Origin of the sequence: Lentzea rhizosphaerae (assembly GCF_042649515.1) — a bacterium.
In the GTDB taxonomy this organism is placed as follows: Bacteria; Actinomycetota; Actinomycetes; order Mycobacteriales; family Pseudonocardiaceae; genus Lentzea; species Lentzea aerocolonigenes.
The window spans coordinates 98079-124107 of sequence record NZ_JBHRZI010000017.1 but is presented as its reverse complement, the minus strand read 5'-3'; the positions used below and the strand labels follow the sequence as shown (position 1 = coordinate 124107).

At 67.8% G+C, this 26029-nt stretch carries 27 protein-coding genes; 17 read left to right on the top strand and 10 right to left on the bottom strand.

Features of this window, described 5'->3' with window-relative positions:
• Positions 1–6: 6 nt before the first annotated feature.
• Positions 7–558, top strand: coding sequence for a hypothetical protein (locus ACFOWZ_RS22125; protein ID WP_382375383.1), 552 nt, complete (start codon positions 7–9; stop codon positions 556–558).
• Here ACFOWZ_RS22125 and ACFOWZ_RS22120 read toward each other — a convergent pair.
• A complete protein-coding gene (locus ACFOWZ_RS22120; RefSeq protein ID WP_382375381.1) occupies positions 533–1333 on the bottom strand; it encodes a LysR family transcriptional regulator in 801 nt (266 codons plus the stop codon). The genes ACFOWZ_RS22125 and ACFOWZ_RS22120 overlap by 26 nt on opposite strands.
• A 71-nt stretch (positions 1334–1404) precedes the next feature.
• Here ACFOWZ_RS22120 and ACFOWZ_RS22115 point away from each other — a divergent pair, with 71 nt between their 5' ends.
• The gene (locus ACFOWZ_RS22115) at positions 1405–2082 is read left to right on the top strand and encodes an SDR family oxidoreductase (RefSeq protein WP_382375379.1); all 678 of its coding nucleotides are present in this window, start codon (positions 1405–1407) and stop codon (positions 2080–2082) included.
• A 33-nt stretch (positions 2083–2115) separates the two neighbouring features.
• The gene (locus ACFOWZ_RS22110) at positions 2116–2850 is read left to right on the top strand and encodes an ADP-ribosylglycohydrolase family protein (RefSeq protein ID WP_382375377.1); all 735 of its coding nucleotides are present in this window, start codon (positions 2116–2118) and stop codon (positions 2848–2850) included.
• On the opposite strand, the gene ACFOWZ_RS22105 is transcribed toward ACFOWZ_RS22110, so the two are convergent.
• Positions 2847–3305 (bottom strand): CGNR zinc finger domain-containing protein, encoded by a 459-nt coding sequence (locus tag ACFOWZ_RS22105; RefSeq protein WP_382375375.1) that lies wholly within the window; start codon positions 3303–3305, stop codon positions 2847–2849. The genes ACFOWZ_RS22110 and ACFOWZ_RS22105 overlap by 4 nt on opposite strands.
• Before the next feature lie 45 nt (positions 3306–3350).
• Between ACFOWZ_RS22105 and ACFOWZ_RS22100 the strand changes: the two genes are divergently transcribed.
• The 4 genes from ACFOWZ_RS22100 to ACFOWZ_RS22085 all read left to right on the top strand — a co-directional run bounded on the left by ACFOWZ_RS22100 (position 3351) and on the right by ACFOWZ_RS22085 (position 8259).
• Positions 3351–4187, top strand: coding sequence for an alpha/beta fold hydrolase (locus tag ACFOWZ_RS22100; protein ID WP_382375373.1), 837 nt, complete (start codon positions 3351–3353; stop codon positions 4185–4187).
• Positions 4188–4260: 73 nt separating this feature from the next.
• On the top strand, positions 4261–6756 hold the full coding sequence (locus tag ACFOWZ_RS22095) for a PEP/pyruvate-binding domain-containing protein (RefSeq protein WP_382375371.1): 2496 nt from the start codon (positions 4261–4263) through the stop codon (positions 6754–6756).
• Positions 6753–7592 (top strand): bifunctional 5,10-methylenetetrahydrofolate dehydrogenase/5,10-methenyltetrahydrofolate cyclohydrolase, encoded by an 840-nt coding sequence (locus ACFOWZ_RS22090; protein WP_382375831.1) that lies wholly within the window; start codon positions 6753–6755, stop codon positions 7590–7592. Before ACFOWZ_RS22095 ends, ACFOWZ_RS22090 begins: the two co-directional genes overlap by 4 nt.
• Positions 7561–8259, top strand: coding sequence for an EcsC family protein (locus tag ACFOWZ_RS22085; RefSeq protein ID WP_382375369.1), 699 nt, complete (start codon positions 7561–7563; stop codon positions 8257–8259). Before ACFOWZ_RS22090 ends, ACFOWZ_RS22085 begins: the two co-directional genes overlap by 32 nt.
• On the opposite strand, the gene ACFOWZ_RS22080 is transcribed toward ACFOWZ_RS22085, so the two are convergent.
• Entirely contained in the window at positions 8256–9014 is a 759-nt protein-coding gene (locus ACFOWZ_RS22080; RefSeq protein ID WP_382375367.1) for a bestrophin-like domain, read from the bottom strand. The two genes, ACFOWZ_RS22085 and ACFOWZ_RS22080, sit on opposite strands and share 4 nt — an antisense overlap.
• Positions 9015–9101: 87 nt before the next feature.
• Here ACFOWZ_RS22080 and ACFOWZ_RS22075 point away from each other — a divergent pair, with 87 nt between their 5' ends.
• From ACFOWZ_RS22075 to ACFOWZ_RS22065, 3 genes are all read left to right on the top strand, one after another.
• Positions 9102–10292: a DUF6923 family protein gene (locus tag ACFOWZ_RS22075; protein WP_382375365.1), complete on the top strand. Its 1191-nt coding sequence runs from the start codon at positions 9102–9104 to the stop codon at positions 10290–10292.
• A gap of 186 nt (positions 10293–10478) precedes the next feature.
• Complete coding sequence (locus ACFOWZ_RS22070; RefSeq protein WP_156093530.1) at positions 10479–10640, top strand: hypothetical protein; 162 nt, start codon at positions 10479–10481, stop codon at positions 10638–10640.
• 142 nt (positions 10641–10782) lie between these two features.
• Positions 10783–11211: a CBS domain-containing protein gene (locus tag ACFOWZ_RS22065; RefSeq protein WP_382375363.1), complete on the top strand. Its 429-nt coding sequence runs from the start codon at positions 10783–10785 to the stop codon at positions 11209–11211.
• 344 nt (positions 11212–11555) lie between these two features.
• On the opposite strand, the gene ACFOWZ_RS22060 is transcribed toward ACFOWZ_RS22065, so the two are convergent.
• Together ACFOWZ_RS22060 and ACFOWZ_RS22055 are read right to left on the bottom strand one after the other, a co-directional pair.
• Complete coding sequence (locus ACFOWZ_RS22060) at positions 11556–12113, bottom strand: SRPBCC domain-containing protein (protein WP_382375361.1); 558 nt, start codon at positions 12111–12113, stop codon at positions 11556–11558.
• Complete coding sequence (locus ACFOWZ_RS22055) at positions 12097–12438, bottom strand: ArsR/SmtB family transcription factor (protein ID WP_156093529.1); 342 nt, start codon at positions 12436–12438, stop codon at positions 12097–12099. Before ACFOWZ_RS22055 ends, ACFOWZ_RS22060 begins: the two co-directional genes overlap by 17 nt.
• Before the next feature lie 68 nt (positions 12439–12506).
• On the opposite strand from ACFOWZ_RS22055, the gene ACFOWZ_RS22050 reads away from it, so the two are divergent.
• The 4 genes from ACFOWZ_RS22050 (at position 12507) to ACFOWZ_RS22035 (ending at position 15391) form a co-directional block, all read left to right on the top strand.
• A complete protein-coding gene (locus ACFOWZ_RS22050; protein ID WP_382375358.1) occupies positions 12507–12935 on the top strand; it encodes a hypothetical protein in 429 nt (142 codons plus the stop codon).
• Between the two features lie 77 nt (positions 12936–13012).
• A complete protein-coding gene (locus ACFOWZ_RS22045; RefSeq protein WP_382375356.1) occupies positions 13013–13783 on the top strand; it encodes a Tat pathway signal sequence domain protein in 771 nt (256 codons plus the stop codon).
• Entirely contained in the window at positions 13783–14748 is a 966-nt protein-coding gene (locus ACFOWZ_RS22040; protein WP_382375354.1) for a DUF3500 domain-containing protein, read from the top strand. The genes ACFOWZ_RS22045 and ACFOWZ_RS22040 overlap by 1 nt, the downstream gene beginning before the upstream one ends.
• A gap of 49 nt (positions 14749–14797) precedes the next feature.
• Positions 14798–15391 carry an endonuclease V gene (locus ACFOWZ_RS22035; RefSeq protein ID WP_382375352.1) on the top strand — a complete coding sequence of 198 codons (594 nt, stop codon included), beginning with the start codon at positions 14798–14800 and terminating at the stop codon, positions 15389–15391.
• Here ACFOWZ_RS22035 and lspA read toward each other — a convergent pair.
• Positions 15363–15848, bottom strand: a complete 486-nt coding sequence (gene lspA, locus ACFOWZ_RS22030; RefSeq protein WP_030464896.1) for a signal peptidase II — start codon at positions 15846–15848, stop codon at positions 15363–15365. The genes ACFOWZ_RS22035 and lspA overlap by 29 nt on opposite strands.
• A gap of 122 nt (positions 15849–15970) precedes the next feature.
• Entirely contained in the window at positions 15971–17263 is a 1293-nt protein-coding gene (locus ACFOWZ_RS22025; RefSeq protein ID WP_382375350.1) for a 6-phospho-beta-glucosidase, read from the bottom strand.
• Between the two features lie 432 nt (positions 17264–17695).
• Between ACFOWZ_RS22025 and ACFOWZ_RS22020 the strand changes: the two genes are divergently transcribed.
• Positions 17696–19633, top strand: coding sequence for a helicase (locus ACFOWZ_RS22020; RefSeq protein ID WP_382375348.1), 1938 nt, complete (start codon positions 17696–17698; stop codon positions 19631–19633).
• On the opposite strand, the gene cutA is transcribed toward ACFOWZ_RS22020, so the two are convergent.
• Together cutA and add are read right to left on the bottom strand one after the other, a co-directional pair.
• The gene (cutA, locus tag ACFOWZ_RS22015; protein ID WP_382375346.1) at positions 19616–19930 is read right to left on the bottom strand and encodes a divalent-cation tolerance protein CutA; all 315 of its coding nucleotides are present in this window, start codon (positions 19928–19930) and stop codon (positions 19616–19618) included. The genes ACFOWZ_RS22020 and cutA overlap by 18 nt on opposite strands.
• The gene (gene add, locus ACFOWZ_RS22010) at positions 19927–20928 is read right to left on the bottom strand and encodes an adenosine deaminase (RefSeq protein WP_382375344.1); all 1002 of its coding nucleotides are present in this window, start codon (positions 20926–20928) and stop codon (positions 19927–19929) included. Before add ends, cutA begins: the two co-directional genes overlap by 4 nt.
• Positions 20929–21036: 108 nt before the next feature.
• On the opposite strand from add, the gene ACFOWZ_RS22005 reads away from it, so the two are divergent.
• Both ACFOWZ_RS22005 and ACFOWZ_RS22000 read left to right on the top strand, forming a co-directional pair.
• Positions 21037–22836, top strand: coding sequence for a Xaa-Pro dipeptidyl-peptidase (locus ACFOWZ_RS22005; protein ID WP_382375342.1), 1800 nt, complete (start codon positions 21037–21039; stop codon positions 22834–22836).
• 173 nt (positions 22837–23009) lie between these two features.
• On the top strand, positions 23010–24050 hold the full coding sequence (locus ACFOWZ_RS22000) for a DUF4192 domain-containing protein (RefSeq protein ID WP_382375340.1): 1041 nt from the start codon (positions 23010–23012) through the stop codon (positions 24048–24050).
• Here the strand turns inward: ACFOWZ_RS22000 and ACFOWZ_RS21995 are convergent.
• Positions 24020–26023, bottom strand: a complete 2004-nt coding sequence (locus tag ACFOWZ_RS21995; RefSeq protein WP_382375338.1) for a S9 family peptidase — start codon at positions 26021–26023, stop codon at positions 24020–24022. The genes ACFOWZ_RS22000 and ACFOWZ_RS21995 overlap by 31 nt on opposite strands.
• Positions 26024–26029 lie beyond the last annotated feature (6 nt).

Below are 26029 nucleotides of genomic sequence, written 5' to 3'. Positions count from 1 at the left end.
ACGGGAATGCGCTCGTTCGACGATTTACGCGGTTACCTGCTCGGCCAGCTCAACGCGGCTGTCCGGCGCCCCGGCATGTACGGCGGCGAGCCGGTGATCCTCACCCTGCTCGACGCGCTCGCGTTCGCCGACGACCGCACCGACCGGTGGCAGGCCGAGCTCGACGCGCTGGTGAAGCGCGGAGCGGCGAACGCGGCGATGGTGAGCGGCGCCGTCCACGAGGCGCTCGGTCACCGCGCCGAGGACGTCATGGCGTCGGTGTACGCGGATCTCGCGCACCGGCAGGGCTGGCTGTCGCTCGACGCGGACAGCCGGATCCCCGGTGTGCTGGGCGAACAGGACTGCCTGCTCGACGACGTGATCGCGGAGTACGGCGAGCCGCCGCTGTGGCTGGGTGGCACCAACCCGAAGTACTCGAAGACGCTCGGCTACCCGGACCGGTCGGGTTCGCTGGTTTTCTTCCACTTCATGCCCGAGCTGCGGCTGATGGCGACCCGGCGTGGTGACGGCGGGTTCCGCGACAGCTTCGTCTTCACCCCTGCCGGGCAATCTCGCTGACCACTGCTGCGAATTCGGTGATCAACGGCGTCTGCCGGTGTTCCGCCCACGCCAGCGCGACCTCGTTCGGCGCGATGTCCTCGATCGGGACGTGCACCAGGTCCTTGTGCGAGTAGAACAGCGCCGTCGACAACGGCAGGACGGCCACGCCGCCGTGCAGCGCGACGTGCTCCAGCTTCTCCTCGACCGACCGGAACCCCGGCGGGGTCGAGTGCTGGACCTGCCGTTCACCGGCGAGGTCCGCCTCCAGCACGCTTTCCTTGCCCGCCAGCCGATGCGTCGTCGGCACGACCAGCACCCGAGGCTCGGTGAACACCGGCAGGAGGCGCAGTCCGGCCTCGGGAACCGGTAGCCGCACGTAGCTCACGTCCACGCGCCCGTCGTGGATCACCTCGACCTGGTCGTCCCACGTCGTCCGCAGCACGTCCACCCGCAGCCCGGGGTGCCGCGACGCCAGCAGGCGCACGGCGGGCGTGATGATCAAGCCCGGCATGAACCCGACCGTGAACGTGTCCGCCACACCCACGCGCCGCAGCAACGCCGACGCCTGCGCCAGCAACGGCCGTGCGTCCGCCAGCAGCTGCTCACCGGCCGGGGTCAGCCGGGTGCCCTTCGACGACCGGTCGAACAGCTGCACCTTCAGCTCGGACTCCAGCGCGCGGATCTGCCGGGACAGCACGGGCTGCGCGATGTGCAGCGCCTCGGCGGCACGCCCGAAGCCGAGGTGCTCCGCGACCGCCACGAAGTAGCGCAGCTTCCGCAGGTCCAGGTCCATACCTCCAGGGTATGGCAGACGACGGAGCAGGTCTTGGACCGCCGGCGCCTTCGCGGAGCACGCTGGGAACCATGAAATCCACACTGGACGGACAGCGGGTCGCGATCCTCGGCGGCTCCTCGGGAATCGGCCTGGCAACGGCGCACGCGGCACGGGACGCGGGCGCTCAGGTCACGATCGTCTCGCGCAAACCAGGACCGCAGCACGGCATCGCCACCCACCCGGCCGATCTGACCGATCCCGCCGCCGTCGCGGACGCGTTCACGGCGATCGGCCAGATCGACCACCTCGTCTACACGGCGGGGGAGCCGCTCGAACTGATGACGCTCACCGACTTCGACCGGGACCGCGCGAGGTCCTTCTTCGGCCTCAGGTACTTCAGCGTGCTCGACGCGGTCAAAGCCGCTGATGTCACCACGTCCATCACGCTCACCACCGGCATCGCGAAGGACCGGCCGGGACCGGGCTGGGCGGTCGCGGCGAGCATCTGCGGCGCGGTCGAGGCGCTGACCAAGGCGCTGGCCGTGGAGCTCGCGCCGGTGCGGGTCAACGCGGTCAGCCCCGGCGTGGTGCGCAGCCCGTTGTGGGGGCCGGACGCCTCGCAGCTGTACGCGGACGTCGCGGCCACGTTGCCGCTCCAGCGTGTCGGTGAGGTCGAGGAGATCGCGCACGCGTACCTCTACCTGATGACGCAGCCGTGGGCGACCGGCACGATCCTCACCGTCGACGGCGGTACCGTGATCGCCTGAAATCCGTTGCGGGGCAAGGTAAAATGACAGGCGATGCGCACAGTTCTTCATGGTCGGCCGCTCGCTGCCCGACCTCGTCGCCAGCTCCGTGATCACGGTGACGTCCACCAGGACCGGCTCGCGGCGACCTTCGCCGATCGCTGCGAGCCCTATCGCGGTTACGGCGCCGGAGCTTTCACCATCCTGCGCAAGATCCGCCAGGGCACGCCGTGGAAGGAGGCGGCCGGAAGCGCGTTCAACGGTCAGGGTTCGTGCGGCAACGGCGCCGCGATGCGGATCGCGCCACTCGGCGCGTACTTCGCCGACGACCCGAAAACCGTGACCACGCAGGCGATCCGGGCCAGCGAGGTCACGCACCAGCACCCGGAGGGCGTCATGGGCGGCCTCGCCGTGGCGCACGCGGCGGCCGTCGCGGCGAAGGCCAGGCTGACCGGCACACCACCGCCGGACCTGCTCGGAAGCGTCCTCGACCACCTCGAAGACTCCTTCGTGCGCAAGGGGATCGAGAAAGCGCGCCGGATCCAGACCGCCGAGGAAGCCGCATACGTTCTCGGCAACGGTTCACGCGTGACGGCGCAGGACACCGTGCCGTTCACGCTCTGGGTCGCCGCCCGCCACCTCGGCGACTACCGCGCCGCCATCACGACGTGCGTCCAGGCGGGCGGCGACGTCGACACCACCGCCGCGATCGTCGGCGGCATCATCGCGACGCCGCCGCGCGAATGGCGTGACGAACGCGAACCCCTCCCGGACTGGGTGCGCCGCTAGTCCTTGTGCCGCTGGTAGTACCGCGCCACCCGCACCCGGTTCCCGCACGTCGCGGGATCGCACCACCGGCGTCGCGGGTGCGCGGGCACGAACAGCAACCGGCACCCCGGCCCCTCGCACGTCTTCACCTTCAGCACGGCCGGTGACGTCAGCAGGTCCGCCGCCGCACCCGCCAGCACGGCGAGCGCCCGCGAGACCTCGTCGCCCTGTCGCTCCTGCGTCCGCACGACGGACCCGGACCACGACAGCACCTCGTACGCCGGGGCGCCGCGCAGTGCCGCGTTCACCGGCGCGAGGTCCGGCTCGTCGCCGTCCCGTGCCGCGAGCACGGCGGCCTCGACGTGGCCGCGCAGCTCCAGAACGGCCTCCGACCAGGGAAGACCCTGCTCGGCCAGCCACTGGGGCAGGCGATCCTCCTCGGCCGTCAGCGTGTTGACGAAGTCCAGTGCGAGCACGTTCTAATTGTACAACATGGCGACTTACCATTAGTCTAATGCGTCATGACGGCAAAGATGCATGTGACCAGGCACCGGTTCGCTGACGTCGGCGGCATCAAGATCTTCTACCGGGAGGCCGGCGACCCGGACGCACCCAAACTCCTGCTCCTGCACGGCTTTCCGTCCGCGTCGCACCAGTACGCGCGGCTGATCGAGGAGCTCAAGGACGACTTCCACGTCATCGCGCCCGACAACCCCGGCTCCGGCCACAGCGACGCGCCAGAGCAGCGGTACAGCTTCGACTTCCTCGCCGACACCATCGAGAAGTTCCTGGAAACCGTCGGGTTCACGGGCTTCCGGATGTACGTGTTCGACTTCGGCGCCCCGGTCGGCTTCCGCATCGCCAGCCGTCACCCGGAGTGGATCAAGGGCCTGATCGTGCAGAACGGCAACGCCTACGAGGACGGCCTCTCCGAACTGGCCAAGAACTTCATCGCCAACCGCGACCCGCGGGCCGCCCGCGACATGCTCGCGCTGGAGTACACGAGGTTCGGCTACCTCGAAGGCGCGCGCGACCCCGAGACGATCTCGCCCGACACGTGGACGCTCGACCAGCACTACCTCGACCTGCGCCCGGAACCCCAGGTCGACCTCGTCCTCGACTACCACTCCAACGTCGCCAAGTACCCGGAGTGGCAGGCCTACCTGCGTGAGCACCAGCCCTCGACGTTGATCACGTGGGGCAGGGGCGACCCGTTCTTCATCGAGCCCGGCGCCAAGGCCTACCTGCGTGACCTGCCCGGTGCGCAGCTGCACCTGTTCGACACCGGGCACTTCGCCCTGGAGGAGAACCTCGCGGAGATCGCCGCCCTGATCAGGGGTTTCACTCCAACGGTGTGATTTATTCATCACGTGTTGAGTTTTTGGCCGGACGCTCGTAACCTCCTCTCCAGACGGACCCTGGAGGGGAACCATGTCGCTCGTCATCGACTTCAGCTCCATCGACGGCACCATGCTGGCCGTTGTCGGCGGCAAGGCCGCGAACCTCGGCGAGCTCACCGGCGCGGGCCTGCCGGTGCCGCAGAGCTTCTGCGTCACCACGGACGCCTATCGCGCCGTCGCCGAGGCGGATGCCCTGGCGAGCACCACGCCGGAGAACGCCCGCAGGACGTTGCTGGAAACCGCTGTGCCGCAGGAGATCCGCGACGCGATCGTCGACGCGTACCGCGAGCTCGGCGACAGTGGTGACTCTCGGGTGCCGGTCGCCGTGCGGTCCAGCGCGACGGCCGAGGACCTGCCGTTCGCGAGCTTCGCCGGCCAGCAGGACACGTTCCTCAACGTCGTCGGCGAGGACGCGGTCGTCGACGCGGTGCGCCGGTGCTGGGCCTCTCTGTGGACCGACCGCGCGGTCAGCTACCGCGAGACCAACGGCATCGACCACACCACCACCTACCTCGCCGTTGTCGTGCAACGGATGGTGCAGTCCGCGATCTCCGGCGTGATGTTCACCGCGAACCCGGTCACCGGCAAGCGCGACCAGATCGTCATCGACGCGAGCCCCGGCCTCGGCGAGGCCGTCGTGTCCGGTGCGGTCAACCCCGACCACTTCGTCGTCGACGGCAGCGAGATCGTCGAGAAGCGTGTGGGGGACAAGAAGTTCGTCATCCGGTCGCTGCCGGGAGGCGGCACCGAGCACGTCGAGGTGGACGAGAACGAGGAACCCTGCCTGACCGACGGGCAGATCCACGCGCTAGCCGTCCTCGGCCGCAAGGTGCAGCAGCACTACGGCGCGCCGCAGGACACCGAGTGGGCGATCGACGCCGACGGCGAGCTGCACCTCACCCAGTCGAGGCCGATCACGACGCTGTTCCCGTTGCCGGACAACCCCGACGGCGGGGACCACGTCTACTTCTGCTTCAGCCTCGCGCAGGGCCTGGAACGGCCGATCACCCCGATGGGGCGGGCTGCGTTCGGCGAGGTCGCCAAGACGGCCTTCGAGATCATCATCGGGGATCCGGCGAGCCGGTCCTACGTGGAGAACGGCGAGCGGATCTTCTTCGACGTCACCAAGGTGCTGCGGAGCAAGGTGGGCCGCGAGTTCATCACGCGGCTGCTCGGCGTGATGGAGGCACGCTCGTCGGAGGTGCTGCGCGGCCTGTTCGACGACCCGCGGTTCGCGATCACGAACTCCTCACCGGGGCCCGCGATCAAGCGCGTGCTGCGGCTCGCGCGCCGGTTCCGCGTGCCGGTGACCATTTGGAAGGCGGTGGTGAACCCGCAGAAGGCCGTGCGGAACGCGTTGCTGATGGAACGCGAAATCCTGGAAATGTCCGCGAACCTCTCGATCGAGCAGGCACTGCGGCAGTGCGTCGTCCCGGTGATGCCGCGACTCGCGCCGACCGCGCTCGTCGGGTTCGCGATGCTCGGCCTCGTCAGCAAGATCGTGAAGACGCAGCCGGGCGAGCTGCAGACCGTTCTGCGCGGCCTGCCGAACAACATCACCACCGAGATGGACATGGCGATGTGGGACCTCGCACAGGAGATCCGGCGCGATCCCGTTGCGCTGCGGCAGTTCCAGGACGGTGAGCGACCCGCAGCGCTCGATCGCTTCCTGGCGAGGTGGGGTCACCGCGCCGTCGCGGAGATCGACCTGGGCCTGCCGCGGTGGTCCGACGACTCGACGTACGTCACCGGCGTGGTGCGGAACTTCCTGCGGCTCGAAGACGACAACGCCGCCCCTGACGCGGTCTTCGCGCGCGGTGCCGCCGAAGCCGAGGCGATGATCGAAATGCTGGCCCGCCGTGCGTGGGGCCGCGGCTGGTTCGTGCGCTTCGCGTTGCGCCGCACCAGGTTGCTCGCCGGCCTGCGGGAGTACCCGAAGTACCTGATCATCACCCTGTTCGGCGCGCTGCGGAAGCGGATCTCGGACGTCGGCGCCGAACTGGTGGCCCAGGGCAGGCTCACGCAGACCGACGACGTGTACTTCCTCTCCTTCGAGGAAATGCGCTCCGCGGAAAGAGATCTGCGCTCGATCGTGGCCGCGCGTCGCGAGGTGTACGACCGCGAGATGCGGCGCCGGCACATCCCGCGCGTGCTGTTGTCGGACGGCACCGACGCCGAAGCCGTGCACCACGGCGGCCCTGTGGAAGGCGATCTGGCAGGAACCCCGGCGTCGGCGGGCACGATCACCGGTATCGCGCGCGTCGTGATGGACCCGGTCGGCGCGCACCTCGAACCGGGCGAGATCCTCGTCGCCCCGTCGACCGACCCGGGCTGGACGCCGTTGTTCCTGACGGCCGGCGGCCTCGTGATGGAGATGGGCGGCGCGAACTCGCACGGCGCGGTCGTCGCCCGCGAGTACGGAATCCCCGCGGTGGTAGGGGTTCGGGAGGCTGTGACGCGGATCAAGACCGGCGAGCGGATCACTGTGGACGGCAGCACGGGAGCGGTCACTACACTTGAGAACTGATGACGAACCTCATGCGTGGAACCGAGCTCGCGCGCGACATCGTTGCGCGAGCGTCCGAAAAGGCCGCCGACTACACCTTGCGCACAGGCCGCAAACCGTGCCTGGCCACCGTGATCGTCGGCGACGACCCCGCGTCTGTCACGTACGTGCGGATGAAGCAGAACCGGTGCCACAAGGCGGGACTCGAGTCCCGCCACGTGGCGCTGCCGCACGAAACGACGACCGAGGAGCTCGTGGCGAAGATCCGTGAGCTGTCGGACGACCCGGCCGTGCACGGCATCCTGCTGCAGCACCCGGTGCCACATCACGTCGACGAGCGTGCGGCGTTCGAGGCGATCGTGCCGCACAAGGACGTCGACGGCGTGACGATGCACTCGTTCGCCGGAATGTCCTTCGGCCACAACGAGTTCGTGTCCTGCACGCCCGGTGGGATCATGCGCCTGCTGGACGCCTACGACGTCGACGTCGCGGGCAAGCACGCGGTCGTGATCGGCCGGAGCCCGATCCTCGGCAAGCCCGCGGCGATGCTGCTGCTGGCCCGCGACGCCACGGTCACGATCTGCCACTCGAAGACCGTTGGCCTCGCTGACATCGTGCGCACCGCGGACGTCGTGGTCGCGGCGGTGGGCAAGCCGCGGTTCGTCCAAGGCGACTGGATCAAGCCCGGCGCAGTGGTGATCGACGCAGGCTACAACGAGGGCAACGTCGGCGACGTCGACTTCGACGCGGTGAAGGACGCCCTGATCACGCCCGTGCCCGGTGGAGTCGGTCCCACCACGATTGCGGTTCTGCTGGAACAGACAGTTGACGCCGCGTGGCGCGAGCTGGACGCGTAATCTCGGGTTTGTGGCTGAGTCCAAGGGTGAGCTGAACAAGGTCCAGCAGGGCATCGCCGACTACCTGCTGCGTGCGGGCGTGGACGGGTTCGGCCCGTTCAAGAGTGCCCGCGAGGCCGCGTCCGACGCGCTCGTCAAGAAGGGCGACGAGACCGACGCGATCAAGCACCTCATCCGGACCCACGTCGCGCTGGCCGGCGCGCAGGGCTTCATCACGAACCTCGGCGGCCTGATCACGTTGCCGATCTCGCTGCCGTCGAACGTCGCGGCCGCCTACGTGATCCAGACGCACCTCATCGCGTCCATCGCGTCGTTGCGCGGCCACGACGTCGACAGCGAAGAGGTGCAGACGGCCATCCTGCTGTGCCTGCTCGGCAATGCCGGGACCGAGCTGTTCAAAAAGGTCGGTATCAAGCAGTTCACCAAGAAGGCCGCGTCGGCACTCATCACAAAATACGGTACAAAAAAGCTCGGCAGTATCGCGGTGAAGGGTGTGCCGGTGCTGGGCGGCGTCATCGGTGGTGGTGTCGACGCCGCCTCGACCAGAGCGGTCGGCGCATTCGCGAATCGCTACTTCAGCCGCACCGACGTGTTGCCGAAGGTCATCGACGGCGAAGTGCTCTCCGTCGAGATCGAAGAAGCGGACGGAATGACCGATTCGCGTTAGCTCAGCCGGTCCAGTGCGGCGCTGAACGCGTCCGGCGGGATGTGCACGCCGCCGCTGAACGGGTTCTGCATCTGGTAGATCGCGAACAGCAGCAGAACCAGCGTCGAGCTCAGCGTGATGGTGATCAGCAGCTGCGAGATCAGGTTCGGGCCGCCGAACAGGTACGGGAACAGCAGCGACAGTCCGGTGCCGATCAGCAGCGCGAGCCACACGACCGGGTTGACGCCGTTGCCCGCCGCGTCCAGCCGTTCCTGCCTGGCCTGGTAGACCTGCCACAGCTGGTTCGCGGCCTCGGCCTTGCGGTCCTGCTGCCAGTCACCGTCCGGCGCCGCGGTCGCGATCGTGTCCCTGAGCTGGTTCAACGTGGTCCAGCCCGTGTTGCCGACGTCCTCGCCCTCACGCATGCGGGGCCATTCGTCGTCGACGACGGTCGAGACGTAGTCGCGCACCAGCTGGTCCACTGTGGACTTCGCGGGTTCCGGGAGCGAGCCGGACGCCCAGGTCACCGCGACGAGTGCGTTGGCCTCCTTCTGCACCTGTTCCTCCGCGCCGTTGGAGGCGTCGAACAGCGAGATCAGGATGAAGGCGACCAGGACGGCGTGCAGGCCGGCGACGATGCTGAACACCGAACCGCCCGCGCCCAGGTTCTTCTCCGCCACCTCGTCCGAGCCGAACCGGCGGGTGATGACGACGAGGACGGCCGAGATGACCGCGGCACCGAGAACCCAGAGCGTGCCGTTGAGGTAAATGCTCAATTCGGCTCCTTTCTGGTGTGGGATTAGACCACGGTCTACTGTGGCCGGTACAGCACGGTCTGGTTAACGAGTAATGGTCAGGTGGGAATGCGCGGCAACAGCAACAATACCCGGTTGTCGTATTGGGCTACTCCATTCCGGTTGCGGCGGAATAGTCTCGCATTGGGTGCCGTCTCGTCGTTTTTGGTGCTTTCCGTGCCGTTCACCAGCGCTGTTGCTCATGCCGCATCTCCGGGCTGTGAGGCGTTCGGAGTCCGTTCACTCCACCGAGGCGAGCTGTCGACGTTCACGAAGGTGGATGTGTCATCCGGTGGGGTGACAGAGGTGGCCCGTCTCGGCTACGCGGTGAACGCGCTGGGGTACTCGACGGCGCTGCGCCGCCTGGTCGGTCTCACGTCGAAAGGGCACGCATGGTGGAAGAACCCGTCGCACGTGGTGCTGATCGACACCAACGGGGTGGTCAACGACCTCGGACCTGTTGACGCGCACTGGTTCCGCACAGACGACGTGTCCGCGGGCGCGGTCGTCGGCACCACGTTCTACGTGCGCGACAACGCCCGTCTGCACGCCATCGACATCGACCCTGCCAGCCCGTCGTACCTCAAGATCGTGCGGACCGTGGTTCTGGGCTGGCCCGCCCTCACTCTCGACGACTTCGCGGCGGGCCCGAACGGCAGGCTGACCGGTGTGTCGGCGGCGGGTGGGGGACCGGGCGAGGTCGTGACGTTCGACCCGGTGTCCGGCCGAGTGCTGGGCAGGACGGAGATCGCGGCGCTGCTCGGCGGATCCACCTACGGGGCCGTGGTGATCGACCCCGCCGGCGCCGTCTTCGCCATCAACAACAGCCACAAGGGCCTCAGCCGCGCTTACCGGATCACGGGCGCCGCCGCCGTGGAGCTCGCGTCGGGCCCGGCGATGGGCATGATCGACGCGGCGGGCTGCCTGCCGGCGCCGATGCCGCCCCGTGTCGAACCGCCCGCGCCCCGCCCCGAGGTGCCGGCGCCGCCACCGGCTCCGGTTCCGCCCCCGAAGGCGCCGCCTGCTCCGGCGCCAGCCGTTCCGGCGCCGCCTCCGCCCTCGACGGCCACGCCTTCTTCCGTTCCCCCGCAACCGGTTCCGGCGCCGGTGCGCGCCGCGCGACAGAAAACCGAGCCCCACAAGGACCTTCCGCTCGAAGCCGAGACGACGCCGCTGACGAAGTCCCGCAAGTGGGCGATGGTGACGATCATCCTCGTGATGCTCGGTGCCGGGGCGGCCGCCGCCCGCGCCCGCAAATAAATCGGTTGGCGCGCCGAGGCGACATCGCTAGCGTTGCGGACATGTTCTTCATCTGATGAAGCCCCGCAGCGCTCCAGCCGCTGCCTCCGCGACCTGACGTCGCCCAGGTGACCCTTCCGCGGGTCCTTCTCTCACGGCCGTTTTCCGCCGTGCCCTCGCACGCCCTCTTCACGAGGAGGCTTTCGCATGCCTGCCACCACCCCGCCCGAGCCGAGCAACCGCGCCGCCCGCCGCGCGCAGAAGCGAGGCAAGAACGACCAGAACACGCACTTCCAGCTGCCGCAGCAGCGTGTTCCGGCAGTCCAGCCGCGCCAGTTCGTGACCCGTCGCCGCGGAGGATCCGCGTAGCCGACGCCGAACCGGGCGCGACACCGCAGGGGGTGCATTCGATCGAATGCACCCCCTGCTCCCTTCGGGGTTTGATCTCCCGTTCTGTCCGGATCCGATCTAGCCTGAGTTGCTACCGGACCGACAGGATCGGAGGCGCCAGATGAGGATCGCTGACGTTTTGCGCACCAAGGGATCGGCGGTCGCGACAATCGACCCGGACGTCCCCGTGTCCGAACTGCTCAGAACGCTCGCCGAACACAACGTCGGCGCCATCGTCGTAGTCGGCCCGTCCGGCGTGGCGGGAATCGTGTCCGAGCGCGACGTCGTGCGCCGCCTGCACGAACACGGCGCTGACCTGTTGTCTTCACCCGTGTCGGCGATCATGACAACCGACGTGTTCACCTGCTCGCCGTCGGACACGGTGGACAGCCTCACGGTCGTGATGACCGAACGACGCTTCCGCCACGTGCCCGTTCTGTCGGACGGGCAGCTGGTCGGGATCGTCAGCATCGGTGACGTCGTGAAGAGCCGAATCGGACAGCTGGAACAGTCGCAGGACCAGCTGCAGGCGTACATCGCCCAGGGCTGACACCGCGTCCTTCCAACTCATCGCTGTTCGTCGACACCGTCGCCACCGAGCCGCGCTCGGTGGCGACGGTGTCCGCTGCCTGTCTGGCGGGTGGGGCAAGACCATGAGCCCGACGCCCGCTCACACCACCACCGCACCTGCTCGCATCCACGCGACACGCTGTTCTCCGGTGATCGCCGCCTCGCGCCTGGACAGACCTCACCGAGCTACACGGCAGTCCCATCCGCGCTCGCCCGCACCGCCCAACTGATATATCGGCTTATCAACCCACCCTGACCAGCTCCCTAGCAATGAGTCTTTTGACGACGTCGTCAAAAGACTCATTGCCAAAGACGGATTCACGTTCAGCGGGCCCTGCCGACGTTCGGGTCGATGGCGGGCGGCTCGGGGACGTTCTCGGACTTGGTGCCCGACGGCATCGCCCACATGAAGGCACGCATCATCACGTACTGGAGCTTCAGGCCGGTACCGACGTCGCCGGACTCGACGACCTGCTTGAGCGCGGCGAGGATGCCCTTCCAGGTGGCGTCGACCTTGTCGAGGCGCTTGACGCCCTCGGGCCAACCGGAGTTGCGCAGCGTGACACGCGTGCCGCCGTCGACCTCTTCCAACTCCCACGAGACGACGGTCCACGGATCGTCGCGCATGGTGAGCCGTTGAGTGTGGGAGAGCAGCCGCGGCGGATCGACCTCGACGACACGACCGACGACGAACACTCGCTTGCCATCGGGCGACCGGTAGTACAGCGGCGCGCCCGGCTTGAGCTCGGAGTCGAGCACCGCGTCCATCATGGCGCGCTGTTTGCCGTCGAGTTTGGTGATCTCCGCCCACACCTTCTCGATGGGCGCGGCGATCACGATGCTGTGCACCAGCTCGGTGCCGGGTTCAGCCAACGTCCTCATCCTCCTGTCCGGCGCTCTCGACCGCGTGCTTCAGGCCGACGAGCGCCGCGGCCCAGTTCTCCTCGTAGTGGGAGACCCACCGTTGGTGGATCTGCTGAATGGGCACGGGATTCAGGTGATTGACCCGCTTCCGGCCCCGCGGCTCCACGAGCACGAGATCGGCTTCGCGAAGCACACCGAGGTGCTGCATGACGACGTGCCGGCTGGTCTCCAGCGCCTCCACCAGCTCACCCGTGGTGCGCGGGCCAGTGCGCAGGACGTCGAGAATCGCGCGCCGCAGCGGGTTCGCGAGGGCGCGCCAGATGGCGTCATCATCATGTGGCATCTTCATTACGTAATGTTTCTAACACCTGTTCCGGTCACAAGTCGAGACTGTGTCTCGTCCTTGCGGGTATGAGCATTCTTCGAGCAGGTCTCGCGTTCCTCGCCCTGGTCCAGGCGATCGTCGGCGGCTGGTCGCTGCTGGGACCGCAGAACTTCTACGACAACTTCCCGTCGCCGACGAACCGGTGGGTGGCCTACTTCCCGCCGTTCAACGAGCACCTGCTGCGGGACTTCGGCTCGCTCAACCTCGCGTTGTGCGCGGTGCTGGTGTTCGCGGCCGTGACGATGGAACGCAGGCTGATCCAGGCGGCGCTGGTCGGCTACCTGGTGTTCGCCGTTCCGCACCTGATCTTCCACCTGGGTCACCTGTCGCACATGCCGCTGGTCGACCAGGTCGGCAACGTGGTCTCGCTCGCCGGTGTCGTGCTGATCCCGCTGGCGCTTCTGCCGTTGACCCTGAGGATCAGCCGGAACATTGACTCGGGAGTCAACCAGTGATGTGATCACGCCCGCACCCGAACTGGTGCAGACCTTTTCCCTGAATCCGCCGCCCTGGATCGTGGGGAGGAACGAACGTGGAGATCTCTCGGCGTTCGGCGTTGATCGGCGGAGCGGCAGCATTTCCGCTGCTCATGACAGGTTCCGGGCTCGCTCGGGCGGCTACCTGGAAGCTCAAGTGGAGCCCGCAGGCGAACAAGGACGGGCTCGGTGCCTTCGAGGGCGTCGAGGATGACCGGGCCGGCTCGCATCCGGGCACGAAGCACATCTACGCGTCGGGCAACGACTACCGGTTCGACATGCACACCCGCGACCGGGACACGTCGACCGACCGGCAGCGCAATGAGGTCCGCGGTATGAAGGCGGGCGGGAGCAATCTGGAGATCGACAACGGCGAGACGTGGAAGTGGACCTACTCCATGTTCATCCCGAGCTCGTTGAAGTCGACGACGTCGTTCACGCACATCATGCAGACCAAGATGCCCGGCCTCGGCTCCGCGCCCGTGACGGTCATGTCGCTGCGCCGCACCGGTGGCGTGCAGAAGATCGAGTTCAAGGTCACTGAAGGCAACGTCCTCGTCGGCAACGTCGACCTCGAGCCCCTGCACAACAAGTGGATCGACACCGAGGTCGAGATCAAGGTCGGCAACGGCACAGGGCGCGTCCGCTGGGTCGTTCGCGAAGGCGGCCGCACCGTCCTCGATGCGACGAGGAGCAACGTCGACACGTGGCTCGACGACCGGTTGCGCCCGAAGTGGGGCATCTACCGCTCGCTAGGCGACACTTCCGGCTCACTGCAGAACTGCTACCTGCTGCTGCGCAACCTGAAGGCCTATAAGTTCGAATGATGCTGCACGACGTCGCTGACGCCACGCACCAATATATTGGTTTGCTCGACGGGGACCAGCGCGAACACGCCATTCGCGCTGTCACCGACGACGACCTCCGGCATCGCTGGGCGTACACGCCCGGCGCACGACCAGGTCTCGTGCTCGGCGAGCTCAGGCGTGACCAGCGCAAGGCGGTGCACGGCATGCTCGCGACCGTGCTCAGCCCTCACGCCTATGCGCAGGCCGCGGCGGTGATGGCTCTGGAAGACGTGCTCGACCACCGCGAGGGAGGGAACCGCGACCGGCACAGCGGCGACTTCTGGACAGTGCTCTTCGGCACGCCCGGCGGCGACGAGCCGTGGGGGTGGCGCGTCGAAGGACACCACCTGTCGGTCAATGTGGTCGTCGCCGACGGTCGTGTCTCGGCGACCCCGTTCTTCCTCGGTGCGAACCCGGCCCGCGTCACCTACCGCGGCCGCGTCGTCGGCCAACCGTTGCGGCTCGAAGAGGAACTCGCCCGAAACCTGCTCGACCGCATGGGCCCAACCGCCCGCCGCCTGGCCGTCGTGTCGGAGACCGCACCGCACGACATCCGCACCGGCAACGCCCCGCGCGTCAGCCCGTCCGAACCGGTCGGCGTCACGCCGGCCCAACTCGGCAAGTCCGCAGGCGAACTCCTCGTCGACATCGTCCGCTTCTACCTAGACCGGCTGGCGTTCGAGCTCGCCGACGAGGAGCTCGCGCGGATCGACCCGGAGCGCCTGCACTTCTCGTGGGAGGGCTCGCTACGCCGCGGCGAGGGCCACTACTACCGCATCCAGGGCCCGGAACTGCTCATCGAGTACGACAACACGGCCAACGAGGCCAACCACGTCCACACCGTGTGGCGTCGTCATTCGGGTGACTTCGGCGATGACCTGCTCGCCGCCCACTACGACGCGTCACGGCACACTGTCGCCCGTGGAGTGGCCCAGAACGGTTGACCCCAGGATCGACGCAGCCATCGCACTGCAAGAGTGCCTGCGTACCCAAGTGATCACCACCAGCGCCCCTGACCTGCACATCAACACCGTCGCGGGCCTGGACGTCGGCTACCGTAGCAATGACACAGTTGTCGGCGTCTGCGTGGTGTTCGATGCAAAGACGCTGGTCGTCCTCAACGAGGTGGTCGTCGAGGACACCACCGACTTCCCATATATTGCCGGGCTCTTCGCGTTCCGGGAGATGCCCGTTCTGCTGCGCGCTCTCGATCAGGTGACGGTCACGCCGGACCTGTTGGTTGCGGACGGTCAGGGCCTAGCGCACCCGCGCAGGTTCGGTCTGGCATGCCACCTCGGCGTGCACACGGGGATTCCGAGCATCGGCGTCGCGAAGAACGCGATGGGAACCTTCGAGCAGCCTGGCCGCACTCGCGGCTCGATGAGCGACCTCCTCATGGACGACGAGGTCGTCGGCAGGGCGTTGCGGACGCAGGACGACGTGAAGCCCGTCTTCGTCTCGGTCGGGCACAAGATCGACCTGGACCGGGCGTGCGCCGAAGTGCTGCGTCTCGCTCCGCGCTACCGCCTGCCCGAGACCACTCGCCGAGCCGACACCCTCACGCGGCAGGCTGCTTCGTCGGCGTGAAGCTCAGCAGCACGAGCAGGATCGCGCCGCAGACCAGGGCGATGTCCGCGACGTTGCCCACGAACCAGCCGTTGTAGTCGATGAAGTCGACGACGTGCCCACGTGCGAAGCCCGGCGGCCGGAACAGCCGGTCGAGCAGGTGCGTCGTCGCGCCACCCAGCATCAACGCGAGCGCGGACGCCCGCAGCTTGGTCTGCGGCTGCATGCCGTAGCGGGCGAGCAGCACGACGGCGACGGCCGCGACGATGGTGAAGATCCACGTCGACCCCGCGCCGATCGAGAACGCGGCACCGGGGTTGTAGAGGAGCCTGAGCTGCAGGAACTCCCCGAGCACGGGAATGGGCGCGCGACCCGTCAGCGCGCTCTCGGCCCAGAACTTCGTGGCCTGATCCAGCAGCAGCACGAGCACGGCGATGCCCATCACGAGCGGCACGCGGCGAGAGGTGGTGGTGTCCATTTGCGGACGAGCGTAGTTAAGGACACCGCCACTCGGCATCAGACCCTGCTCACGCCCCGAACGGTGACGCTGTCGACGTCGATCGACGCCAGGAATTCCACCGTCGCGCTCGGCGAACCACTTCAAGCACGAAACGCTTCCGACAGGAACGGGTGGGCGTCGACGATCTTGCGCGCGACGTTGACCGAGTCGACCAGCGGATGAAGCGCGAGGGCCTTCACCGCATGCGCACGTTCGCCACTGATGGCGGCCCGGATGGTGGCGCGTTCGACGACCTTCAAAGCGGTGACGAGTCCGACGCCCTCGTCCGGCACCTGGCTGACCGCGAGAGGCCGGGCGCCGTTCGCGTCGACGAGGCTCGGCACCTCGACGACGGCGTCGGCGTCCAGGCAGGACAGCGTCGTCCGGTTCGGAACGTTGAGGATCAACGTGGTGCGGTTGTCGGACGCGATGGCGTGCATCAGGTCGAGCGCGACCTGTTCGTAGCCCCCGCCGTCGAGGTCGTCTGCGTCGCGTTCATCGTCGCGCGTCTCGGCCATGTAGGTCTGTTCGCGTTCGAGCCGCGTCCGATCCCAGCTCTCGAACGACGGCGCGGCGTAGAACCGCTTCTGCTGCTCCAGCAGGAACGCACCCCGCGACGCGCCGGATTCCACCGCCTCGCGCGTGAAGTAGTAGTAGTGCAGGTACTCGTTCGGGATAGCGCTCAACGTCCGCAACCACTCCGCACCGAAGAGCTTGCCCTCTTCGAACGACTCCAGCCGCTCTGTGTCGGCCAGCAGATCCGGCAGCACGTCCCGGCCCCGCACGTGAAACCCGCGCAACCAGCCGAGGTGGTTGAGCCCGGCGTAGTCCAGCCACGCGTCCTCGAGATGCGCGCCGACAGCCCGCGCCACTCGCCTGCCGAGCCCGACGGGGGAGTCGCAGATGCCGATGACCCGATTGCCGAGGTGTGCCGACATCGCTTCGGTGACCATGCCGGCGGGGTTGGTGAAGTTGATGACCCACGCGTCCGGCGCGTGAACTGATATACGGCGTGCGATGTCGAGCGCGACAGGCACGGTGCGCAGCCCGTATGCGACACCGCCGGCGCCGACGGTCTCCTGCCCGAGCACGCCGCACCCCGCCGCGACGCTCTCGTCGGCCGCGCGTCCTGCGAGCCCTCCGACACGGATCGCGGAGAACACGAAGTCCGCCCCGCGCAACGCTTCGTCGAGATCCGTCGAGGTCGTCACCGTCGGCGCATCCGATATATCAGTCGCCAGCTCCGCGAGAACACCGCTGACGGCTGCGAGCCGGGAAGCGTCGATGTCGTGCAGCACCACCTCGGTGATGCGACCTGGGGACCTGTCGGCGAGCAGTGCGCGATACACCAGCGGCACGCGGAAGCCGCCGCCGCCCAGGATGACCAGCTTCATGCCGCGACCAGGTCCATTCCGCATTGTTGAAGCGTACATTTCAGATGCGACGGACGACGAATTGTCGGAGCTCCCGGCTCGATCGCCTGCATTGACTGGGATCGCCACGCTCGACCACGAGCGGAACGGGCCACCTCATCGCCCGTAGTAGTGCTGATCGAGCCTGGTGGCCGCAGTGCAGGGTGGCGTTGATCCAGCTCAGCCGCATGTGCGTCGGTACACGCGCATTCATCTCGAATCTCGCGGAGGGTTCCGTGCGCCGATGAACTGTGATACAAAGAATGGCTTTGTATTTTCGGAATGAATTTTCCGGGAAGACAGAACTATTGTATCACAGGGGGCAAGGTGTTGGCGAGCGAACAGGCACGGATCACCTCTCTGTATGAAAGGCTCGACCACGAACGGAACAAAGCGGCCGCGAAGCTTGCGGCCGTGCTGCGGGACACCACCACCCAGAGGCTGGATCGCGAGGCCGCCGTCGGGGTGCTGACCGGAGAGGTCAGGAAGTACCACGCGGCGGAGGACGGGTTGTGCTTCGGCCGCATCGACTCGGAGAAGGGTGACTGCACCTACATCGGGCGGGTCGGGTTGTTCGACGACGACTTCGAACCGCTCCTGCTGGACTGGCGCGCACCGGCGGCGCGCCCGTTCTACACGGCGACCGCCGCGAATCCGGAAGGCGTCGTGCTGCGGCGGCACTTCCGCGTCCGTGACCGCGAACTGCGAGACTTCCACGACGACGAACTGTTGAGCGACGCGACCGCCCTGCTCGATGCCCTGAACGCACCGCGAACCGCGACGATGCGCGACATCGTCTCGACCATCCAGGCCGAGCAGGACGAGATCATCCGCTTCTCGGGCCCCGGCGTCCTGGTGATCGAAGGAGGCCCCGGCACCGGCAAGACCGCCGTGGCCCTGCACCGCGTGGCGTACCTGCTGTACACGCGCCGTGAACGCCTCTCGCGGCATGGCGTGTTGATCGTCGGACCCAACATCGGCTTCCTCCACTACGTCGGCGACGTCCTGCCGTCGCTGGGGGAGACCGACGTCGTGTTCGCCACGCCTGGCGAGCTGTATCCCGGCGTCGTCGCCGACGTCGAAGACACCCCGCCGCTGCAACGGCTGAAAGGCGATATATCAGTTCTAGACCTGCTGGCCGTCGCCGTCGCCGACCGGCAGGAGCTCCCGGACGAACCCATCGAGATCGAACTCGAGGACGTCGTCGTCCCGCTCGATGCCCACGTCGCCGCCGTCGCGCGCGAGAAGACGCGCTACTACGGCCTGCCGCACAACGCCGCCCGCAAGTACTTCTTCCTTGCGCTCGCCGAGGAGCTCGTCGCGCCGGCGATGCGGTTGATCGGCGTCGACTGGCCGGAGATCGAGGAGGACGTGCGCCACGAGCTCCGGCACAGCCCGGAGCTGCGCGACGCCGTCGACCGGTTGTGGCCTCAGCTCACACCGGAGCGGTTGCTCGCCGACCTCTACGCGGGCCGGTGCTTCCGGATCGGTGTGCCGGAGCTGTACCGGGAGGACGCCGAGGCATGGACGGTGTCCGACGTGCCGTTGCTCGACGAGCTGGCCGAACTGCTCGGCTCGGACGGGTCTGCGGAACGGGCGGCGCAACGCGAAGAGGCTAAACAGCTCGAGTACGCCCGCGGCGTCATGGACGTCCTGTCGATTGACGAGCGGGCAGACGACGACGATTACATCGTTACCGACTTCGTCAACGCCGAGGTGCTGGCAGCCCGGCACGACGTGCGCGATCAGCGTTCTCTGGCTGAGCGTGCCGCAGCCGACCGCACCTGGACGTACGGCCACGTCGTCGTCGATGAGGCCCAAGAACTGTCCGCAATGGACTGGCGTGTGCTGCTGCGCCGGTGCCCCAACAGGTCCATGACCGTCGTTGGCGACCTGGCCCAGCGTCAGGCAGCGGGTGGTGTCCGGAGCTGGGGTTCGGTGTTCGAGCGGTTCACCTACCGCCGGCTCGAGGTCAACTACCGCACACCCGGCGAGATCATGGCTGCCGCCACGCCGGTCCTGAAGCTCGTCGACCCCGACGCGTCGGCGCCGGTGTCGGTGCGCAAGACCGGCGTACGACCGTGGGCCCGCCGCGTGACTGATATATCGGCGGCGGTGCGCGACGAACTCGACGCACACGCCGATGCGCACCACGGACGCACGATCGCCGTGATCGGCGACGGCTGGATGTCGCCGCGTGCATCGAAGGGGTTGGAGTTCGACGTCGTCCTCGTCGTCGAACCACAACGCATGTCACCCGGCGAGCTGTACGTGGCGTTGACGAGGGCGACGCAACGGCTCGGCGTTCTGCACACGGAACCGTTGCCGCGCCATCTAAGAAGTCTCCTCTGAGACCCACGCGAGGTAGTCGTCGTTGCCCCCGACCACGGGGGTGACGATGACCTCGGGAACGTCATAGGCGTGATGCGTCTTGATGTGCGCGACGAGTTCGTCGGCGCGGTTGGCGGCCGTCTTCACGACGCACTGCCATTCCGAGTCGACACGCACCTCGCCGTCCCACCGGTAGACGCTCCGGATCGGCACGATCTGCACGCACGCGCCGAGCCGTGCCTCGACGATGCCCTTCGCCAGTGACTCCGCGGCCTCCGCGGAGTCGACCGTCGTCGTCACCACGCTCGCACCGGTCATAGCCCGTCGATCTCCTTCAGCAACTGGTCCTTCATCTCAGCCGGCGCGAACGACGCGCGCACGGAAGCTCGTGCGAGGCCGGCGAGCTCGTCACGGCTGAACCCGAACCGCTCGTGACACAGCAGGTACTCGCGGTCGAGGTCGGTGTGGAACATGCCGGGGTCGTCGGTGCTGATCGTCACCGGCACCCCGGCCTCCACGAGCCGCGGCAACGGGTGCTCGTCCAGCGACTTCACGGCACCGGTGCGGATGTTCGACGTCGGGCACACCTCGACGGAGACGCCCTCGTCGGCGAGATGCCGCAGCAGCACCGGATCCTGCACCGCACTGACACCGTGCCCGATCCGTTCGGCACGCAGATCCTGCAGTGCAGCCCAGATCTCGCTGGGCGGCGTCGTCTCCCCGGCGTGCGGCACCATGTGCAGCCCCGCGTCGCGCGCCATCGCGAACGCCTCTCGGAACTTCGTCCTCGGCGAGTCCGACTCGAACCCGCCCAGCCCGAACCCGACCAGCCCCTCCGGTCGGTACTCGGTCGCGAACCTCGCACTCGTCATGCCCCAGTCGCGATCCCACACACCGGGCACGTCGAAGATCCACTGCAACGCCACACCGTGCTCCGCGAGTGCCTCATCGAGCCCGGCCTCCAGCGCCTCGACGAGCTCGTCGGGCGCGATGCCGGCCCGCAGGTGGCTCGTCGCGCTGATCGTCAGCTCCGCATATCGGATATTGGTCCGCGCGGCGTCGCGGGCGTATCCGACGACGAGAGTACGGACGTCCTCGCCCGTGGTGACGAGGTCGTTGACGATGCCGTACACGTTGATGAAGTGCCGAAAATCCGTGAACTCGTAGAACTCCCGCAGCGCGGCCTCGTCCGTCGGTACCGGCCCGTCGGGGTGGTTGCGGGCGAGCGCGAGGACGGTGTCGAGGGAGGCCGCACCCACGAGGTGGACGTGCAGCTCGGCTTTCGGCAGCGCGTGGACGAAGTCGGAAATGTGCACGGCCCATGCTCTCAGGTCAAGAGCCGTTCGAGGGGTGACATGTCTTGCAGTCAAGGGGAAGGGTGCAGGGCGAATTCCTGTCACTGGATTCCGCATTGGGGGTGCCTCGTGAGGGGCGCACGAAGAGTCGCACTGCTGACCGCGGTGCTAGTTCTGCCATTCCTGCCCACTACCGCCCACGCAGCCGAGGGGCCGGTGTTCAAGGACGGCGAGGCGCAACCCGTCTTCGACCCGAAGGACGTGGTGAAGGAGAGCCTCTGGGTCCGTGCGCCGGTCGACAGCGACCGCGACGGCAAGGACGACGAGGTCTACACCGAGGTCGTCCGGCCACGCGCCACCGAACGCGGTCTGAAGGTTCCTGTCGTCTACATGGTCAGCCCGTACTTCTCGGGCGGCAACGACGTCGCCAACCACAACGTCGACGTCGAGCTGTACGTGCCGGACAAGCGCAACGGCCGTTTGCTGAAGTCCTCCTCCGACGAACGCATCACCGCTGCCCTCGGCCCGAACCCGATCACCTCGGGCCGGTACGAGGCGTACTTCATCTCGCGCGGGTATGCCGTCGTCTACGCCGAATCGCTCGGCACCGGCAAGTCGACGGGCTGTCCGACGACGGGCGACGTCAACGAGACCATCGGTGCGCGTGTCGTCGTCGACTGGCTCAACGGTCGTGCGTCTGCTCGTACCGCAACGGGTGAAGCCATCAAGGCGACCTGGTCCACCGGCAAGACCGGAATGATGGGCGTCTCCTACAACGGAACGCTGCCCAACGCGGTCGCCTCCACGGGCGTGCGCGGTCTGGAAGCCATCGTGCCGATCGCCGCGATCTCCAGCTGGTACGACTACTACCGCGCGGACGGCGCCGTCGTCGCGCCCGGCACGTTCCAGGGCGAGGACGCCGACGTGCTCGCCGAGTACGTCTACACGCGCGCTGACCGGGAGATCTGCAAGCCGATCATCGCCGAGATCGCGAAGGACCAGGACCGGATCACCGGTGACTACAGCAGGTTCTGGGACAAGCGGAACTATCTCAACGACGTCCGCAAGGTGCGTGCGGCCGTGCTGGCGGTCCACGGCCTCAACGACTGGAACGTCAAGATGACGCACGTCGAGCAGTGGTACTCGGCGTTGAAGAAGGTCGGTGTGCCGCACAAGATCTGGCTGCACCAGTCCGGGCACACGGACGCCGACACGCTGCGATCCGTCGAGTGGCGGCGCACGCTCAACCGCTGGTTCACCCAGTACCTCTGGGGCCACCGCAACGGCATCGACAAGGAACCGAAGGCGACGCTGCAGCGCGAGGACAAGACGTGGGTCGACGAGAAGGACTGGCCGGCTCCCGGCACGTCCGACGTGCGGCTGCGGCTGTCAGCGGGTGGATCTGCCAAGGGCGGCCTCGGGATTCTGCCCGGCCGCGGTGTGGAGAAGCTGACCGACGACGCGACGAAGACGGCCGAGTCGTTGATCGACCAGGCGACCTCGCCGAACCGGCTCTCCTACACCTCCAAGTCGACCGAGAAGCCGTTGCGGCTGTCCGGCAAGTCGACCGCGCACCTGCGGATCGCCTTCGACCGTCCCGCGGCCAACGTGACGACGCTGCTCGTCGACCGTGCCCCGGACGGCAAGTCGCACGTCATCACGCGTGGGTCGACAGACCCGCAGAACCGTGAGCGGCCGGACAAGACGTCGCCGATCAAGCCCGGCAAGTTCTACGACGTCGACGTGCCGATCGTGCCTGACGACTACATCCTGCAGGCCGGTCACCGGCTCGAGTTCGTGCTGATCTCCAGCGACTACGACTACACGCTGCGCCCGAAGCCGGGTGTCGGCCTGTCGCTGGATCTCGCCCGGACGTCGGTGGAACTGCCTGTCGTCGGCGGCTGGCGGGCCTTGTTCCAGACGTTCTGACGTGATGTCGCGCTTCGGCTCGTCTGGGCCGAAGCGCGGCAACGTAGCACCCACCCCCGACAAAACCCCGCGCCAGAGCGGCCCAAGATCTCAACCTGTCCACACCCTCTGAGTTGTCCACAACTTCCCCGCCACCCCGGTTCCCTCCCAGCCCCACCCTCCACAGTGGGCCCATGCCCACAACCCTCCCGAAACCGATCCGCCTCCGCGCCGCAGGCGACCTCTACGCCGCGATCCCGCACCTGATGGGATTCCATCCAGCCGAGTCCCTGGTCGTGCTGGTCCTGAAGGACCACCTGGTCAGCATGACCATGCGCGTCGACCTGCCGCGCCCGCGACATAGGGGCATGCTGGCCGCCCAGCTGGAAGCACCGCTGCTGGAACAGGACGCGGCCGAGGTGATCCTCGTGGTCGTGTGCGCGCCGTCCGCGAACATGCCGGAGCAACTGCCGCACGAGCCGCTCGTCACCGCGCTCCAGCACAGGCTGGGCGGTGTCGGCATCGAAGTCGTCGAGGCGGTCTGGCTCCCGTCCTGCGAGAAGGACGCGCCGTGGCTCTGCTACTTCGACCTCGACTGCCACGGGACGTTGCCGGATCCCCAGCTGTCCGCTGTGGCCGCCGCGTCGGCGCACGACGGCAACGTGACGTTCGAGTCACGCGCGGCTTTGGCGGCGATCGCTGCCCTGGATCCACCTGAGGCACTGGAACGCAGATCCGCGTTGCTCGACGAGCTCATGACGAACTCGGGCGAGCCTGACTCGAGCGTCGAACTGCGCCGGGTGCGCGACGCGATCGACGCCGTGGAGGAGCGCAAGGGACCGTTGCCGGACGCGGAGATCGTCGCGCTGGCCAGGGCCTTGGCGGTGCCCGAGGTGCGAGACGCGAGCATGGGTTTCGCGGCACAGGTGAAGTCCAGGCTGGCCGAACGGCTGTGGCTCGAGCTCACCAGGTCGAGCCCGGCGCCGGAACGAGCGGAACCCGCTTGTCTGCTGGCGTTCTACGCGTATCAGCGCGGCGACGGCGGGATCGCGTCCATCGCGCTCGATGCGGCGGAGGAGGCATGTCCCGGTCACACGCTGACCAAACTGCTGCGCGCCGCCGTCAGTGCCGCGTTTCCGCCTGCGGAGATGAGGGCGCTGTCCATCAATTACCTGGACAGCGCCCGTCGGTTGTTGTCCGGCTCTCAGAGCAGCTCGGGTCGTTCCCAGTCCTGATCAAGGACGTGCTCGGCGAGGAACGCCCACACCGTCTCGTACCAGACCCGAGAGTTTCCGGGGGTGAGAATCCAGTGGTTTTCGGTTGGGTAATAAAGGTACTTCGCATTCACGCCGTGGCGAATGAGGTCGAAGTACAGCCGATGCCCCTCACCGATCGGAACCCGGTAGTCCTTGTCCCCGTGGATGACGAGCATCGGGGTCTTGATGTCCGCGACCCGCAGGTGCGGGGAGTTGGCGAGGATCCGCTCCGGCTGCGTGAGGGGGTCGCCCATCTCCCGCATCCAGAAGTAGGAGCTGTCGGTGCCACCGGAGAACGCGTCGAGGTGCCACAGGGAAGCGTGGGTGACGATCGCGCGGAACCGGTCGGTCTGGGTGGCGATCCAGTTGGCCATGTAGCCGCCGAACGAACCGCCCATGGCCGCTGTCCGGGAAGCGTCGATGTCGGCCCGCTCGACCGCGACGTCCGTGATGGCCATGAGGTCGGTGTAGGGCTCGGCACCCCAGCGGCCCCAACCGGCCTGGATGAAGTCGGGTCCGTATCCGGTGGACAGGGCGGGGTCGGGCAGCAGGACGGCGTAGCCGCGGGCGGCCATCAGCCAGGGGTTCCAGCGCCAGGTCCAGCCGTTCCAGCTCATGACCGGTCCGCCGTGCACCCACAGGACCAACGGGGCAGGAGACTCGGCCGAGGCCCCTTCCGGCAGCACCAGCCAGGAGCGGACGGTCCTGCCGTCGGCGACGACGGTGGAGATCTCGGTGAGGGTGCCGGGCACCGACTCGATGGCACCTGGTGCGCGAAGGCGCTCCGGATCCTGGTCGGCTCCCGTGGCAGCGAACCGCACGGGCTGTGGCGGGTGGTCGACCGAATTGCGCAGTGCGTAGAGCGTGTGGCCGTCCGGGCTCACGACCAGATCGCTGTAGTAGCCGGAGACCGTCAGCTTCGTGATCTCGCCGGTCGCCAGGTCCAGTCGCCAGATCGGCTGGTGCCCGAGGTGGCTGGCGGCGAAGAAGACCGCGGACCCGTCCGGGCTCACCACCGGGTGGTCCGGTTCCTCCTGGAAGTCTGGCGCCAGTGGCGTGATCGAGTCGCCGGCCAGGTCGATGCGGACGAGATCGCGCCGGTACGCGGAGTCCGGAGTGGACTCGCGGAACCGGATCGCGATGACAGCGGTGGAGTCCGGAGTGAACGTGGCGTCGGCGAACGAGTAGCCGTCCTCGGAAGCGATGACACGCGAGGTGCCGCCGTCCGTGGCCACGAGCCGCAGTTCGATCCGGCGGCCGTAGGAGGCGCTCACGTCGACGGCGTGGCCGTGAACGGCCCACTTCCCGTCTGGGCTCAGCGCGATGTCCTCGTCGCTGAGCCTGCTTTCGGAGTCTTCGCTGAGAGTGGTGACCTTCCCGGCGCGGACGTCCGCGAGAGGTGCGGAGAACAGGCGCGGGTAGGCGGGGCCGAGGTCGGAGTCCCAGTACCTGATCGGGTACGACTCGTGCAGGATCGCTGTCACGCCCGCGTCCTCGCGGGCCTTGCGCTTGGCGTCGTCCTCGTCGCCGAACTCCGTGAAGCGGTACGCCGACGACGTGAACACCACCGTCTCGCCCGCGGCACGCAGTTGACCGACTCCGCCGCCCGGTCGCAGGACCTCCTCGGCCTCGCCGCGAACAGGAAGCCGCCACAGCGCCTTCTGCTCCTTCGACTCGCCCGGCTTCGCGAGCGGATCGGGGCGAGAAGACAGGAACAGCAGCGATCCGTCCGGCGCGAACACGGGAGAGGAGTCACCCTTGGCGGAGCGGGTGAGGCGGACGGCCTCCCGCTCGCCGGAGGGGTCGACCTCCCAGAGAGCGCCCTGCCAGGTCTTGCCGTCAGGAGCGAGCGACGAGACGACCGTGACGAGCCGGGTGCCGTCCGGGGACAGCGCGAGCGACGCGAGTCGCGGGGTGGCGTTGTAGCTCTCGAAGGAGGCGAAGTCGGTCATCCCGGC